15 protein-coding genes are annotated in these 14,572 nt (G+C 64.3%); 9 read left to right on the top strand and 6 right to left on the bottom strand.

Translation table 11 applies throughout. The features are described from left to right. Positions 1–20: 20 nt before the first annotated feature. On the bottom strand, positions 21–2,513 hold the full coding sequence (locus tag QEN71_RS16645; protein ID WP_201648418.1) for a penicillin acylase family protein: 2,493 nt from the start codon (positions 2,511–2,513) through the stop codon (positions 21–23). A 145-nt stretch (positions 2,514–2,658) separates the two neighbouring features. Between QEN71_RS16645 and QEN71_RS16640 the strand changes: the two genes are divergently transcribed. The 5 genes from QEN71_RS16640 (at position 2,659) to QEN71_RS16620 (ending at position 5,957) form a co-directional block, all read left to right on the top strand. Continuing rightward, complete coding sequence (locus QEN71_RS16640; RefSeq protein ID WP_201648419.1) at positions 2,659–3,249, top strand: helix-turn-helix domain-containing protein; 591 nt, start codon at positions 2,659–2,661, stop codon at positions 3,247–3,249. Next, complete coding sequence (locus tag QEN71_RS16635; RefSeq protein WP_201648420.1) at positions 3,246–3,773, top strand: GNAT family N-acetyltransferase; 528 nt, start codon at positions 3,246–3,248, stop codon at positions 3,771–3,773. Before QEN71_RS16640 ends, QEN71_RS16635 begins: the two co-directional genes overlap by 4 nt. 104 nt (positions 3,774–3,877) lie before the next feature. After that, positions 3,878–4,342 carry a hypothetical protein gene (locus tag QEN71_RS16630; RefSeq protein ID WP_201648421.1) on the top strand — a complete coding sequence of 155 codons (465 nt, stop codon included), beginning with the start codon at positions 3,878–3,880 and terminating at the stop codon, positions 4,340–4,342. Positions 4,343–4,560: 218 nt separating this feature from the next. Next, on the top strand, positions 4,561–5,088 hold the full coding sequence (locus tag QEN71_RS16625; protein ID WP_201648422.1) for an ankyrin repeat domain-containing protein: 528 nt from the start codon (positions 4,561–4,563) through the stop codon (positions 5,086–5,088). Next, on the top strand, positions 5,085–5,957 hold the full coding sequence (locus QEN71_RS16620; RefSeq protein WP_201648423.1) for an LD-carboxypeptidase: 873 nt from the start codon (positions 5,085–5,087) through the stop codon (positions 5,955–5,957). The genes QEN71_RS16625 and QEN71_RS16620 overlap by 4 nt, the downstream gene beginning before the upstream one ends. On the opposite strand, the gene QEN71_RS16615 is transcribed toward QEN71_RS16620, so the two are convergent. After that, the gene (locus QEN71_RS16615) at positions 5,958–6,488 is read right to left on the bottom strand and encodes a hypothetical protein (RefSeq protein WP_201648424.1); all 531 of its coding nucleotides are present in this window, start codon (positions 6,486–6,488) and stop codon (positions 5,958–5,960) included. Positions 6,489–6,719: 231 nt separating this feature from the next. Between QEN71_RS16615 and QEN71_RS16610 the strand changes: the two genes are divergently transcribed. Together QEN71_RS16610 and hpnR are read left to right on the top strand one after the other, a co-directional pair. After that, entirely contained in the window at positions 6,720–8,021 is a 1,302-nt protein-coding gene (locus QEN71_RS16610; protein ID WP_201648425.1) for a sugar efflux transporter, read from the top strand. A gap of 273 nt (positions 8,022–8,294) precedes the next feature. Continuing rightward, positions 8,295–9,836: a hopanoid C-3 methylase HpnR gene (gene hpnR, locus QEN71_RS16605; protein ID WP_201648426.1), complete on the top strand. Its 1,542-nt coding sequence runs from the start codon at positions 8,295–8,297 to the stop codon at positions 9,834–9,836. A gap of 22 nt (positions 9,837–9,858) precedes the next feature. On the opposite strand, the gene QEN71_RS16600 is transcribed toward hpnR, so the two are convergent. From QEN71_RS16600 to QEN71_RS16590, 3 genes are all read right to left on the bottom strand, one after another. After that, positions 9,859–10,599 (bottom strand): SDR family NAD(P)-dependent oxidoreductase, encoded by a 741-nt coding sequence (locus QEN71_RS16600; protein WP_201648427.1) that lies wholly within the window; start codon positions 10,597–10,599, stop codon positions 9,859–9,861. A 97-nt stretch (positions 10,600–10,696) separates the two neighbouring features. Then, positions 10,697–10,978, bottom strand: a complete 282-nt coding sequence (locus QEN71_RS16595; RefSeq protein WP_201648428.1) for a DUF6723 family protein — start codon at positions 10,976–10,978, stop codon at positions 10,697–10,699. A 112-nt stretch (positions 10,979–11,090) separates the two neighbouring features. Next, positions 11,091–11,405: a hypothetical protein gene (locus tag QEN71_RS16590; protein ID WP_201648429.1), complete on the bottom strand. Its 315-nt coding sequence runs from the start codon at positions 11,403–11,405 to the stop codon at positions 11,091–11,093. Between the two features lie 238 nt (positions 11,406–11,643). Here QEN71_RS16590 and QEN71_RS16585 point away from each other — a divergent pair, with 238 nt between their 5' ends. Then, positions 11,644–11,796: a DUF6496 domain-containing protein gene (locus tag QEN71_RS16585; protein WP_167538882.1), complete on the top strand. Its 153-nt coding sequence runs from the start codon at positions 11,644–11,646 to the stop codon at positions 11,794–11,796. 84 nt (positions 11,797–11,880) lie between these two features. Here QEN71_RS16585 and QEN71_RS16580 read toward each other — a convergent pair whose 3' ends face one another. Then, positions 11,881–12,282 carry a GFA family protein gene (locus QEN71_RS16580; protein ID WP_201648430.1) on the bottom strand — a complete coding sequence of 134 codons (402 nt, stop codon included), beginning with the start codon at positions 12,280–12,282 and terminating at the stop codon, positions 11,881–11,883. Between the two features lie 178 nt (positions 12,283–12,460). Between QEN71_RS16580 and QEN71_RS16575 the strand changes: the two genes are divergently transcribed. Continuing rightward, on the top strand, positions 12,461–14,239 hold the full coding sequence (locus tag QEN71_RS16575; RefSeq protein ID WP_201648431.1) for a hybrid sensor histidine kinase/response regulator: 1,779 nt from the start codon (positions 12,461–12,463) through the stop codon (positions 14,237–14,239). The last annotated feature ends 333 nt before the right edge of the window (positions 14,240–14,572 follow it).

The raw sequence follows: 14,572 nt of genomic DNA, 5'->3' as shown, positions 1-14,572 counted from the left end.
TCCACTCCTTCAAGACTGAATCATTGCGCCGCGCGGCCAAGCGTCAGCCGATGCACAGGCGCGCCCGGCAGGAACGACGTCTTCTCGCCGCGCACCCACGCTTCGTGGCCGGCGAGAAAGTACGGCGACAACGGATGCCCCGACTGTCCGCCCGGCATTTCGAAGATGCCGCTCTGCTCGCGCCCCGGCGACACGATCATCCGCTCCGACGCGCCGAAGTTCGGCGTCTGCACGCGCGGCATGTTGATATCGCCGGGCAATCGATCATGCGGCGCACCGAGCCAGCCGCGCACCCACGGCAGCCACGACGGCACGATGCGCGCGAACGGATGCTCGATGGCCGCGCGATTGCGATCGCCCCAGCGCGCTTCTTCGATGGGCGTATCGGCCGGCAACTGCGCGATGGTCCGGTCGATACGGTCGAGCACGAACGAGTGCCAGTCGCGGAAGCCTTCCGGCACCCACGCGTGATGCTCGGCGAGCGTCTCCATCACGGCTTCGTAACGCGAATTCGCCACGCGCAGACCGAGCGGCGGATTGCTGCTGCCGCCGCCCGGCATCGCGCCCGCGAGGTCCGCGTCGAGCCTGCCGAACCACGCGTCGTACAGCGAGAAAAAGAAGCCGCGCACGAGACGGTAGCCGACGGCATCGACATCCGCGCGCCCGTTCAACGCGACCAGTTGCTGACGGAACGCCGCGCGCTGCGGATGTCCGTCGAGCGCGCTTGCGTCGAGCGCTTCGAGCGCCACGCGCCGCCAGGCGTCGATCCATTGCGCGCGGTCGTCGGTCTGGATCGACAGCATCGCGTGTTCGTCGGGACTCGGCGCGGCGAGCAGATCGTCGCGAATCTGCGAGGCGCGCGCGCCGAGGTCCGCGCCCGCGTCGCCGATCAGCGCGGCGTCGCCCGACATCACCACGCGATTGTTCGCCGTCCACAAGCGGCCGAGCGGCGGATCGACACGCTTCGGATACTTCTCGGGCGGCAGATAGTGCGTCCAGCCTTTATAGGTCGCCGAGTCGTAGGGCACGTCGCTGTCGGGGCCGCTTTGAACGTCGTTGCGATCGCGCTGCGGCAACGGACCGGCGAGCGTCCAGCCGATCTTGCCGCGCGAGTCGGCGACCATGATGTTCTGCGTCGGCAGGCCGCTGGTTTGCGCGACGTGCAGCGCTTCGTCGATCGTCTTCGCGTCTTCGAGTTTTTGCAGATTGAGGTTCACGGCTTCGCGATCGTGCGCGACCCAGCGCAACGCGTATGCGCGCGCGCCGACCGTCAGCTCCGGTCCCCAGCGTGTTTCGGCGACAGGAAAATCGACGCTCGCGCCGCCCTTTACATCGATGCGTTCGTGATAAACGGTAGCGCGTGTCCACTTGCCATCGGGCGCGCGGTATTGCAACGGATCGGCGGAATTGCGATGCAGCTCGATCAGGTCGATGTAACGGCCATAGCTGTTCGTGAAGCCCCACGCGATCTTGCCGTTGCTGCCCGCGATGACGAGCGGCGCGCCGGGCAGGCTGACGCCCGTCAGCGCGTGCATCGGCTGGCCGTCGCTCGCAGGCCACATCAGCGACACGCGATACCAGATGTTCGGCAGCGAAAGGCCGAGGTGCATGTCGCTCGCGAGAATCGCGCCGCCATGCGCGCTGTGCGCGCCGTTGACGACCCAGCCATTGCTGCCGATCGCCGACTGGCTCACGTCCTCTTGTGCGTCGCGATGCGCGGTGCTGACGGGCTTCGGCGCGGCGAGCCAGTCGGGGCGCGTCGACGGAATATGCGCGGGCTCGATGGAAGGCGTCGACGCGCTGTCGAATGGCGCATCCCAGTGGCTCGCGGCGGGCAGCAGGAACGCGTACAGATCGGCGGGCACGCGATCGCGCAGCACGGCGCGCGCGAGAATCCGCCGCGTTTCGAACGATTGCAGATCGAAATACATCGCGTAGACGACGAGCAGCGAGTCTTCGGCGCGCCACGGCTCGGGCTGCGTGCGCAGCATCCAGTATTCGAACGGACGCGACGACAGCGCGGCCAGCCCGGCATTGACGCCCGCCGTGTAGCGTTCGAGCAATTGCCGCTGATCGGCGGGCATGGCTTCGACGGCGGCATGCGCGCGGGCGCGAAAGCGATGCAGTCGGTTGCGCCGGTCCAGTTCCAGCGCGTTCGGACCGACCAGCGCCGACATCTCGCCCGCCGCGACGCGCCGCAGCAGGTCCATCTGCAGATAGCGATCCTGCGCGTGCAGAAAGCCCGTCGCGTAGGCGACGTCATCGCGCGACGCGCCGTGGATGGTCGGCACGCCGAGCGCGTCGCGCTCGATCGTCACCGCCGACGACAACGACGGCGCGCGCTGCGTGCCGTCGAGTTGCGCGAGGCTGCCGCGCAGCAGCAGCCAGCCGCCGAGCAGCGCCGCGCACAGCAACGCGACCACGATGCCCGCCAGCACGAGCGCGGCAAGGCCGACGGTTCGACCGATCGACCTGCTAGGCGGCTGACTTGAGACGGCTTGGCGACGGCTCATCGTTCGGGTTCGCTGGGTTCGCGTGGTTCAGGAAGTCGGGACGTCCGGGCATTGTGCCCGAAGCCGTTTGCACTCTCCCATTCGAATGTGACGCGACGCACCTCTATCCACCATACTGGAATTTTGATCCAGTATTATGGATTTCATGGACATCAACTCGCTGATTGCGCGCCGCGTGCGCGAACTGCGCGACGGCCACGGCCTGTCGCTGGAAGCGCTCGCCGAACGCAGCGGCGTGAGCCGCTCGAATATCTCGCTGATCGAGCGCGCGCAGAGCAGTCCGACGGCAGCCGTGCTCGACAAACTCGCCACCGCGCTCGGCGTCACGCTCGCGTCGTTGTTCGAGGCGCCCGCGCCGTCCGAACAGGCGCCCTCGCCCGTCGCGCGCGCCGCGACGCAGGCTGTCTGGACCGATCCCGAATCGGGCTACACGCGGCGCAACCTGTCGCCCGCGCAGCCGTCGCCGCTTCAGTTAGTGGAGGTTCACTTTCCTGCCGGGCAGCGTGTCGCCTACGAGACGGGCGCCCGCGACGCCGAGATCCATCAGCAGATATGGCTGATCGAAGGCGCGATGGAAATCAGCGCGGGCGACGAAACCTGGCGGCTCGAAGCGGGCGATTGCGTGACGATGCGGCTCGATTGCCCGGTCGTGTATCGGAACCCGACGCGCAAACCGGCGCGCTATCTGGTGGCGCTGACCACGCTGCCGCCCTCACCTTTACGGAGAAACACATGACGGAAACGATCCGCGTAAGACGGCTCGCCGCGCACGAAGCCGCGCAAAGCATCGACGGTCTTGCCGATGTGCTGATCGATTGCGTCGCGGGCGGCGCATCGGTGAGCTTCATGTGGCCGCTCGAACGCACCAAAGCGGTTGCTTTCTGGCAGATGGTGGCAAGCGCCGTGGAAAGCGGCGAACGCGCGCTGCTCGTCGCGGAAGACGCGGACGGCTGCATCGCCGGCACGGTTCAACTGGTGCTCGCGCAACCCGACAACCAGCCGCATCGCGCCGATGTCGCGAAGATGCTCGTGCATCGTCGCGCGCGCCGGCGCGGCGTCGCCCAACAGTTGATGGCAGCCGCCGATGCCGTGGCCCGCGACGAAGGCAAAACCGTGCTCGTGCTCGACACCGTGACGGGTGGCGACGCCGAGCGCGTCTACGCACGCGCGGGCTGGCAGCGCGTCGGCGCGGTGCCCAATTACGCGTTGATGCCGGATGGATCGTTTTGCGGCACGACCTTCTATTTCAAGCACCTGTAACTTTCCGATCGTCGACAAACGTTTGCGGTTTACCCAAATCAGCCCTTAATCTTTTCCGGCTTGCGCCGTTATCGCTAGAGCATTCCCAATTTTTCTCGAGCGACATGGCCAAGACCATTCCGTTTCCCGGCAGCAATCAGTCAGCGCGCGCGCGGCAGGCCAAGGCATTGTTGCTGCCGATCCCGCGCAGCATGGCCGTCGAGCTGATCCTGCCCGTGCATATCGCACTCGACGCGCTGCGGCGCGGCGCCGGCAGCATGAGCGCTGCGCAAACACTCACGCAGACGATGCTGCTGACCGGCTTCCTGTGCGATCTCGGCTACGGTGAGATGACCTACGATCAGCTGCGCACCGCAGATCAGGCGCTCGCCATCACCTTCGATCGCGGCCGTACGAGCGACGACTGGCGTCTCGACGACGCGCATGTCGAGTTGTTTTCGCACATCGTCAGTACCTACGACGCGCAATTGCAGCGCGCGCCGCTTAGCGCGCTGACGGACGCGAGCGCGCGGCTCGACCGCATCATGGCCAACGGCGACATCCAGCCGACGATGCGCAAGCAGGCGTAATTGCCGGGCGCTTTCTTCTCCCGAAAACGCTCACCATTGTGGTTTCCGAAGCGCCTGACTGAGCGCTTCCAGTCGATTTTCCTCTCCGTTCACGGCTGTCCCGTGAGCGTCCTGCGCATCCTGGGCGAGCGCAGCGTCAGCCATGCATTGCCTGTATCCTCTGCTGTACCCGACGCGCCGTGCACACGGCGAATATCGTTCGACAGCGGAGAAGCTTCATGACAGACGACAAGCGCAGCCCCGAAGACATCGATCCTGATTTGCTCGAAGTGGCGCGCGAAATTTTCGACGCAGCCCGGCGCGGCGAAGCGAACATGCTCGCGGCCGTCATCGAAAAAGGTGCGCCGCCGAATCTGCGCAACGAGAAAGGCGACAGCCTCGTGATGCTCGCCGCGTACCACGGCCACGCCGACGCCGTGCGCGTGCTGCTTGAACGCGGCGCGGACCCGAACCTGCGTAACGACAACGGGCAGACGCCCATCGCGGGCGCGGCGTTCAAAGGCTTCAAGGATGTCGTCCAGACCTTGCTCGCGCATGGCGCGGATGTCGAAGGCGCATCGCCGGATGGACGCACGGCGCTGATGATCGCCGCGATGTTCAATCGCACCGAAATGGTCGAACTGCTGCTCGCGCATGGCGCGGACCCGCACGCGCGCGACGCGAACGGCGTGTCGGCCGCCGATGCCGCGAGCCGCATGGGCGCGCCCGACACGGCCGCGCTGCTCGCGAAGAAGGCGGGCGCATGAAGCTCGACGGCAAGACGGTTGCAGTCGTCGCGCCGGCGGGCGTGCCGGATATGACGCATGTCGAGCAGAGCATTGCGCTGCTCGAAAGCTGGGGCCTGCGCGTGCAGGTCGGCGCGCACGTGCGCGACCGCTATCGCTATCACGCGGGCAAACATGAAGACCGTGCCGCCGATCTGCATCGCGCATTGACCGATCCTTCCGTCGATATCGTGTGGGTGGCGCGCGGCGGTTACGGCAGCATCTACACGTTGCGCGCGGTGCCGGAATCGGTGCCTTGCGCGAAGACTTTAGTGGGCTTTTCCGATGCGACTGCGCTCTTCAGCGCGCTGCATGGCATGCCCAATGTGCGTGTGATCCACGGTCCGACGTTGAACGGACTCGCGACGAAACACGACGATGCATCGCGCGAAAGCATGCTCGCCGAGTTGCGCGAGGAGCGCGCGGCGCCTGTGCCGCTGCAGCTTTTGTATCGTCCTTCAAAGGATATGAGCCGCGTCGAAGGACACCTTGCGGGTGGCAACATTACGACGCTCGCGAGTATTTCCGGCACGCAGTGGCAGGCGAGTTGCGACGGCGCGATCGTGCTGCTCGAAGACGTGACCGAGCTTGCTTACCGCATTGATCGCAATGTCATGCAGTTGCGCGAAGCGGGCGTGTTCGACGGCGCGCGCGCGTTCGTGCTCGGCGATTTCATCCGCTGTCCGCTGCCTGAAAACGCGGACTTCACGCTGCACGACATGCTCGTCAATCTGTTGAAACCGTATGACGTGCCGATTTACGCAGGCTTTCCGATCGGCCACGGCACGCGCAATCATGCGTGGACGTATGGCGCGAAAGCCGCGCTCGAAGGCGATCAGCTGGTGCGTTGATCAGCGCGTCAATTGAGCGATGATGCGCTGGACGGTGGCGTTGTCCGGCGCGTCGTTGTTTAGCACAGCGCGCTCGCACCACGGATACGGCAAGCGGCTCGCCCAACGCAATATGCTGTCGGCGGATGTGGCGGGCAGCGTGTCCATCTCTTCGATCGTGATGTGCAAACGCGCTACGTGCGACGTTTGTTCATCAGCTGTCCAGTCATATCGCCCATAACCGACGCGCGCCGCGCCCGTCGCCTTCTCGGTCATGCAAACGAGCCAGTCGCACGAGAATGCGCGCTGATCTTCGGCCGGTATAGCGCCGACGCAAAACGTGTACACGTTCTCGTACTTCAGCGCGAAATCGCTCACCAATACCGATGCAATCGCATCACGTCCCTGCGTCTCTTGCGGAAACGCGATTGCGTTCGTCTTCACGGTCATCGCCAGCGAAGCATCGAGTGCGAATGCATCCGTCAGCAGATGCGGACGGTTGCCGTCCTTCGCCAATATGTAGGATTCGATCGAGTCTTTGAGCGTCGTCATGGTCAACATATCCAACGTAATGTGCCCTGCAGTCTAAGCGTTTCGCGCCATCGCGCTCCGCTTGTCCTTGACGCGAAGCGGGCTTCTCGCGTTTTCGTGAATGCGTCGAGCATTCTTTGCACAACATGACGAAACTGCGTTGCGCGCAATGCGCATTGCGTTCGACAATGCCTGCTGCGTGCGCTGCTTTTCATCCGAGCACGCATCCCACAGTTCGAACACGCGCCCTCGATGAACTCCCGCTTCGCCAGTCTCACGCGCATTCATTCCTTCACGCCGCTTGCCAGCGCGACGCTGATGCTGGGCATCGCGATGTCGTTCACCGCGCCGTATCTGTCGCTGTTCGGCGTCGAGCAGGCGGGCATGTCGCCGTTGCAGCTCGGTCTATTCATGACGCTGATCGCGGCGAGCGGTGTGGTCGCGAGTGCGTGGGCGGGCAAATGGTCCGATAAACACGGACATCATCGCGGACTCTTGCTGGCGGCATTGATCGCCGCGGCGCTCGGCTTTTTGCTGCTCTGTTTCGTGCGCAACTATCCGGCGCTGCTCGCAATCGGCGTCGCGTTTCTCGGCGCGGGCGGCTCGGCGATGTCGCTGGTGTTTTCGTTCGGACGCTCGGCACTGCCTGTGCACGACGAAGCCGAGCGCTCATTTGCGCTGGCGACGCTGCGCACGGTCCTGTCGATGGCGTGGGTGTTCGGGCCATCCGTCGGCGCGCTGGTGCTCGCGGGCGCGGGCTATTACGGGCTCTTTCTGTTCGCGGCCGCGTGCTTCGCGGCGTGCGCCGTGATCGTGTGGCGCATGCGCGAGTCGCCCGCCGGCGATCCACACAGCGCGCCCGCGCATTACGCTGGTGACCCCGCCTCGTCGCTCGAAGTAACGACGGTCACCGAACCTGCCGAACCGCCTCCGCCCTCGCCGCCTCACGCGCCCGGCACGCAGCGCCAAATCTGGCGCTCCGTCGTCGCGTTGACGCTGATCGGCCTCGCCGCGAACGCGACGATGATCGTGTTGCCGCTCTATGTCGTGCACGGCCTGAAGGGCACGCGGCTCGATGTGTCGATCATGCTCGGCCTCGGCGCCTTCCTCGAAATTCCGATGATGCTCGCGCTCGGCGCACGCGGCTCGACGCTGAACAAGCTGAATTGGCTCGCGGCGTGCGCAGCGGTGCACGTCGTGTATTTCGTGGCCGTCGCGGCGTCGGGCACCATCAATGTGCTGATCCCGATGCAGGCGTTCAACGCGTTCGTCGTCGCCGTCACGTCGTGTCTCGGCATGACGTACATGCAGGATCTGATGCCACGTTCACCGGGCGCGGCGACGGCACTGTTCTTCAACGCGTCGCGCGTCGGCTCGATTTTGTCGGGCGTGCTGTCGGGCGTGCTGGTTGCAGGACTCGGCTATCGCGGCACGTTTCTCGTCTGCGGATGCCTCGCGCTCGGCGCACTGATCCTGTTCGCCGATCCGCCGTGGAAGCGCATCGCGCTGCGCATTCGCGACCGCTGGGACGACTGGCGACATCCTGCGCGGTAAGCGCGTTCCGCCTTCGTCTGCCGACATGCTGCGGCGCGGCGACACGCCCTCGCGCGCCACTTCAATGTCTCCCGAAAACTCTCACCTTTGCGTCATGCGCCCGCCCGTGAGCAAGTCCATCCGATGACAAGTAGAATCGGATCGAGCCCATCGCGGTGAGGTCCGGCAGGACGCACAGGCTCAGCAGTCGAACCGTACCAGGGATACCAGCACGAAAGCCCGGCACGCCGCGTGTAGCCACGCGAGCGCGCCCTTCGGACGCAAGGAGATCTCATGAAGGTGCTCGCTGTTCACCCAAGTGGCCTGATGTACACGCGCGTGTATCTGCGGCTCGAGCCGCTCGGACTCGAAACCGTCGCCGCCGTGATACGCGAAGCCGGCCACGATATCCGCCTGATCGACCTGCAGGTCGAATCCCATCGCGCTCTGCACAATCTCGTCCGAACATGCCGGCCTGACGTCGTGTGTTTCTCCGGCAACTATCTCGCCAACATTCCCGAAATCATCGATCTGTCGAAGGCGATCAAGGCGCAATTGCCGGGCTGCTTCGTGTTCGTCGGCGGACATAGCGCGTCGTTCACGGCAGTCGACATGCTGAGACACGCGGACGGCGCGATCGATTGCGTGATGAAGGGCGAAGGCGAAGCGAAGATCGTCGAGCTGCTCGCGGCGATTGCAGGCAAAGAGAATCTGCTGCGCATTCCCGGCGTCGTCACGCGCGACGGCGAAGGTCCGCCGCCCGGTTTTGCAGAAAGCCTCGATCAGATTCGTCCCGCGCGCGATCTGCTGCGGCATCGGCGCAAATACTTCATCGGCGTGCTGGATCCGTGCGCATCGATCGAATTCGCGCGCGGCTGTCCGTGGGACTGCACGTTCTGCAGCGCGTGGACATTCTATGGACGCAGCTATCGTTCGCGCAGTCCCGAAGTCGTCGCCGAAGAACTGGCGTCGATCCGTGAGCCGGGCGTGTTTATCGTCGACGATGTCGCCTTCGTTCACGCCGATCACGGCATGGCGATCGGCCGCGAAGTGGAACGGCGCGGCATCCACAAGAAGTACTACCTCGAAACGCGCGGCGACGTGCTGCTGCGTAACAAGGAAGTGTTCGAGTACTGGCGCAAGCTCGGTCTCCAGTACATGTTCATCGGGCTCGAAGCGATCGACGCCGAAGGTCTCAAGGCGTTTCGCAAGCGCGTCAATCTCGACAAGAACTTCGAGGCGCTCGCGTTTGCGCGCTCGCTGGGCATCACGGTCGCCGTCAATCTGATCGCCGATCCCGACTGGGATCACGACCGCTTCGAAACGATCCGGCAATGGTGCCTGGAGATTCCGGAGATCGTGAATATCAGCGTGAACACGCCGTATCCGGGCACCGAAATCTGGTTGCGCGAGCAGCGCACTCTGACGAGCCTCGATTACCGGCTCTACGACATCCAGCACGCCGTGCTGCCGACGAAGCTGCCCTTACCCGAGTTCTATGGCGAACTGGTGCGCACGCAGCAGGTGCTCAATCGCAAGCATCTCGGCTGGGGCGCGCTGTATCGCGCGGCGGGCGAAGCGGCATCGCTATTGATGCGCGGGCAGACTAACTTCGTGCGCATGCTGTGGCGCTTCAACTCGGTGTTCAATCCGAATCTGCAACTGAGCGATCACGCGCGCGAAGTGCGCTACGAGATGACGCCGCCGCCCGCGCAGCGGCCCGAGCAAAGCAACGTCAAGGTGCTCTACGTGCATGGTCCGATGGGACGCAAGAGCCGCAAGATCGACGACGCGACTGAAACGTTCGTCGACGAAAGCCGTATGGGTGCGGGCTGAATTCACACGCTGAACGCGGCGATCAGAACGGTTCCTTGAACGGACGCAGATCGATTTCGTGCGTCCATGCGGACGGATGCTGAAGATGAAGCTGCCAGTACGCTTCGGCGATGGCGTCGACGTTCAGCAGTCCGTTTTCGCCGCGCTCGGCGGCAGCTTGCGGACGCGAGCTATGCAGACGCTCGCCGTCGATGCCGCCGTCGATCACCACATGCGCGACGTGCAGCCCGAGCGGCCCGAACTCGCGTGCCATGCTCTGTGCGACCATCCGCAGACCGGCCTTTGCCGCCGAGAAATGCGCGAAGCCCGGCTTGCCGCGAAGGCTCGCCGACGCGCCCGTAAAAAGCACCGTACCGCGGCCCAGCGGCGCAAGCCGCCGCGCAGCCTCGCGTCCGACGAGGAATCCGCCGATCGGCCCCGAGCGCAAGAAGTCCTGCATCTGCGCTTCCGTCAGATCGCGAAACGGCACATGCCGGTTATTGCCGACGTTGTAGACGACGAGCGAAGGCACGTCGATATCGTCGGGCGGAGACATCGCCTTGTCGAACAGACGCACGATGTCGGCTTCCGACGTGCCGTCCATCGCAAACGACTCCGCCGACTCACCGCGCGACGCGATGCCGTTCGTCACGGCGTCGAGCTTCGCTTGCGTGCGCCCCGCGACATACACGTGATAGCCGTTCGCGGCGATCTTCCTGCACAGCGCCGCGCCGAGACCGAGTTCGGCGCCGACGCCGATCACCAATGCGCTTTTACGCTTCATCGTCTGCCTCCGTTATCCGTTCGCGATTATAGGCAGCGGTATCGGGAAGTTGCCCGTGAAATGCACAGCATCAAAGGGTCGATTGACTCAAAGCGACTCAAGGCTCGGGATTGTCGAGATCCGATTGCACGATCGTTTCGCCGTGACGGTGCGCGGCTTCGCGCGCCTGATCGCCATCGGTATACGGGCCGATGTCGGGCGCGCCTGTGAACGGAAACAGCAGACGGCCATCCGTCTTGCGCACGACCTTTAGCTGTCCCATATACGACCCCTCCGTCGTGCGTCGGTAGGTGGCGTAGATCTGATAGTCGCTCTGCGACTCGGGTTTCGAGGCCACAGCATTGCGCGCTTTCGGGAAAATCATCCGTGGCCTTGTCATCTTGCAACTCCCGTACTGTGCATGCCGGACCCGGCGTTTTTGCCGACATGCAGGTTGAAATGGCGCATCCGCTGGCGCATTGAACGCGCGCGATTGCGAAGGGCGGCGAAGGTCAATGCACGTTGCCTTCGCCCGAATTGGGCTTCGTCGCGGGCTTGCCGTTGCTGTGCGTGCCGTGCGCGCCCTGGAGGCTGCGCGTGCGGCCCGTGTCCGGAATGCCCGGGTCGGACGCAGCCGCGCCGGACATGCCTGGCGTCGACGACTGGCTCGGTCGCGGCGTCTTGAGCTCACCCGATGTCGCGCCCGGCGCCGCCATCGGTTTGTCGCTCTGCGTCGCGGGATGCCAGCCCGTTTGCGCGTAGCCGACGCCCGCTGCCGCGGCAAAAATTGCCGCTGTCGCGCTGCGCGCAATCGAAACGGTGTTCACGAGATGCTCCTGAAATCAACGTGCCAGGCACTCTTTCAGCAAGCGACGTACCGCTTTTCGCGCAACGCTTCATGGATGGGCGGAAACGCTGACGCCAGGTGGATTCAAGCGCTTTGCCGCCCGAAGAAAACGCATGCGGGAACAGCACATGCTTTCATTCGATGCACGTCGCCGCAATTCGACGCGGCGCACATGCGGCGCAATGTCATGCGCCATTGCAATGGGAAAGGAGAGCGACATGCCACTGAAACGAGGCACATCGAAGGAAACCATCGGTCACAACATCAAGACCGAAAAGAAGGCGGGCAAATCGCAAAAACAGTCCGTCGCGATCGCGTTGAATCAGGCACGCAAGTCAGGCGCGAAGATTCCGAAGAAGCATCATCAGTAAAGGCTACGCGGGCCGTACGCGGGACGCCGCCCGCTCAGGCAGCGACCGGCGTAACGGCCCGCGTTCTCTCACCGCGCTTGCGAGCTAGTGCTCGCGCTCCTCGTCGTATTCGGGCCGCACGCCCTTCGGCAACCACGGCTCCTTGCGCTTGCACCACAGTTCATAGGCGGGCTCGAAGAGTCCCGTTTGATCGAACGCGCCAATGGGCAGATCGATTTCGTCGTGGTCGGCGTACACCATGAATGCCACCGATCCGCACAGCGGACAGAAGTGACGCCGGCCCTGCTCCGAGCTTCGCCATTCGCGCGTGTTACCCGATAAGGTCACGGCGTCGCGAGCGAAAATCGCGTACGAACCGAATGCCGATCCGTGCACCCGCCGACACGTCATGCAGTGACACATTCCGACGCGGCTAGGCGCGCCGCTCGCACGAAAACGCACGGCGCCGCACGCGCATCCGCCTTCATAAATCGTTTGCTGGTTCATTGCTCTTCTCCACGAGGCTGAGCCTGATCGGCACGCAGGGAACATACCAATACCGGCGCCGCGAAATCCGGCGCAATCATCCGATCACAACGCCTATACTTCTTCGATAATGACGGGCCTGCTGTTTGCAGGGGCGCAGAAGCGCCGGAACGTTGCACACCACACTTCATCGAACACCATGAGCGACGGCATCGAAAGCGCCCGGCAGGCGGGCGTATTGCGCACGGACGATCTGAAAGACCGGCCGGCGCGCGCACCCGATCATGCCGCCGAAGTCCGCACGCTGGTCACCGTCGCCGGCGCGCAAACGGGCCGCCGCGACACCCTGCTTCAAGCCATCGCCGATGCGGCGCTCGGTGCCTGCCGCGCCGGCAGCGCAGGTATCAGCCTGCTCGAAACCACCGCCGAAGGCAATGCCGTGTTCCGCTGGCGCGCGGTCGCTGGTGCATGCGCGGGGTTCGAAGGCAAGACAACCGAGTGGGCCGAATGCCCGTGCGGCATGACGCTCGAACTCGGCGCGCCGCAACTCTTCGTCGAGCCGCACACGTTCTTCAAGAGTCTGCGCGATGCGGGTGCCGTCATGACGGAAGGCATCATCACGCCCATTCCGATTCGCGGGCAGGAGTCGAAGCAACTGGGCGCGATCTGGGTCGCTTCGCACGACGAGCATCGCTTCGACCGCGAAGACGTGCGCCTTCTCGGCAATCTTGCCGTGCTCGCGGGTGCCGCGCTGACCCTGCTCGACGCGCAACAGGCCGCCGAAGCGGAAGCCGCCGCCGCGCAACAGGCACGGCGCGCGCTCGAAGACGCAGCGCACCGGCGCGACGAATTCATCGCGATGCTCGGGCATGAACTGCGCAATCCGATGGCGCCCATCGACAGTTCGATCGCCGCGCTCAAGCTGCTGTGCGCAGGCGAAGACCAGGCCACCGACGTGCTCGCCATCGCGCAACGGCAGATGCGCCAGCTACGCACGCTCGTCGACGATCTGCTCGATGCCGCGCGTCTGCGGCACGGCAAGCTGGCAATCAAATACAGCCGCACGTCGCTGAACGAAATCATCTACGACGCGATTACCGCGCTCAAGCATCACATCGACGCGCGCAAGCATCGGCTCGAAATCGAAGGACTCGACCAGCCCGTTCATGTGCGCGCCGATCATGTGCGCCTGAGTCAGGTGATCGGCAATCTGCTGTCGAACGCGGCGAAGTACACGCCAGTCGGCGGCACGTTGAAGCTGCGCGTGGAGCTGGAACCCGATCCCGCAACGGATGGCGCCGAGCGAGGCGGCATGGTGTCGATCGTCATCGAGGACAACGGCGTCGGCATGAGCCGCGAAGCGCTCGACCACGTTTTCGAGCTGTTCGCGCAGTCGCAGGCGAACATGCGCCGCTCGGAAGGCGGACTCGGCATCGGCCTCGCGGTCGCGAAGCGGCTGATCGAACTGCACGACGGGACGATCACGCTCGACAGTCAGGGCGTCGGCCACGGCACGCGCGTCACGCTCGAACTGCCGATACTCGATCGCGAGCCGCAGATCACGCACGATCAGATGACGGCGGTGAACGCCGCGCCGAGCCGCATCATGCTCGTCGACGACAACGTCGACGCGCTCGATGCGCTGCATCTTCTGCTCGAACTGGAAGGGCATCAGGTGATCGTTGCGCGCAGCGGCCACGATGCCGTGAAGCTCGCCGCGAAAGAGTTGCCGGAAGTCGGCATCATCGATATCGGCATGCCAGAGATGGACGGCTTCGAAGTCGCGCGCACGATCCGTTCGAACAAGGCGCTCACGCATATGTTCCTGATCGCGCTGACGGGCTACTCATCGGAATCCGACAAGTCGCGCGCGCTCGCTGCCGGCTTCGATTACCACCTCACGAAGCCTGTTTCGATGGAACGGCTCGCCGATGTGCTCTCGCATCGCGACGGCCGGAACATCGCCGGTCTTGTCTGACGTAAGCACAGGCAAGCGTTAAAGGTGAGCCGTGTGGTGTTCGGCGGCGTCACTTTTCCTGGGTCCCGCAAAGCCTCACCATTGATCGCACTTCACGTTTCGCGCGACTTTTGAGGCCGCTCGCAAAGCCTTATCCAGCAATGGTTTGCGGCTGCTCATGGTGCGGCGTTCCAAAGCCTTTTGCTCACTCCCGAAGGTTCTCACCTTTAAGCCGCAGGGCCTGTGTTTTGCACGCTTCCATTCGCATACCCAGGTATACGCGTGGGTCCGTTCGGGCCATGCATTTCTGTTTGGACGTCGTGCTAAATCGTTGATTTACCAGGCTTCTGCATT

This window comes from Paraburkholderia sabiae (genome assembly GCF_030412785.1).
Taxonomy (GTDB): Bacteria; Pseudomonadota; Gammaproteobacteria; order Burkholderiales; family Burkholderiaceae; genus Paraburkholderia; species Paraburkholderia sabiae.
Note: the sequence above shows the minus strand (reverse complement) of the source record. Positions and strands in the feature narration are given on the sequence as shown.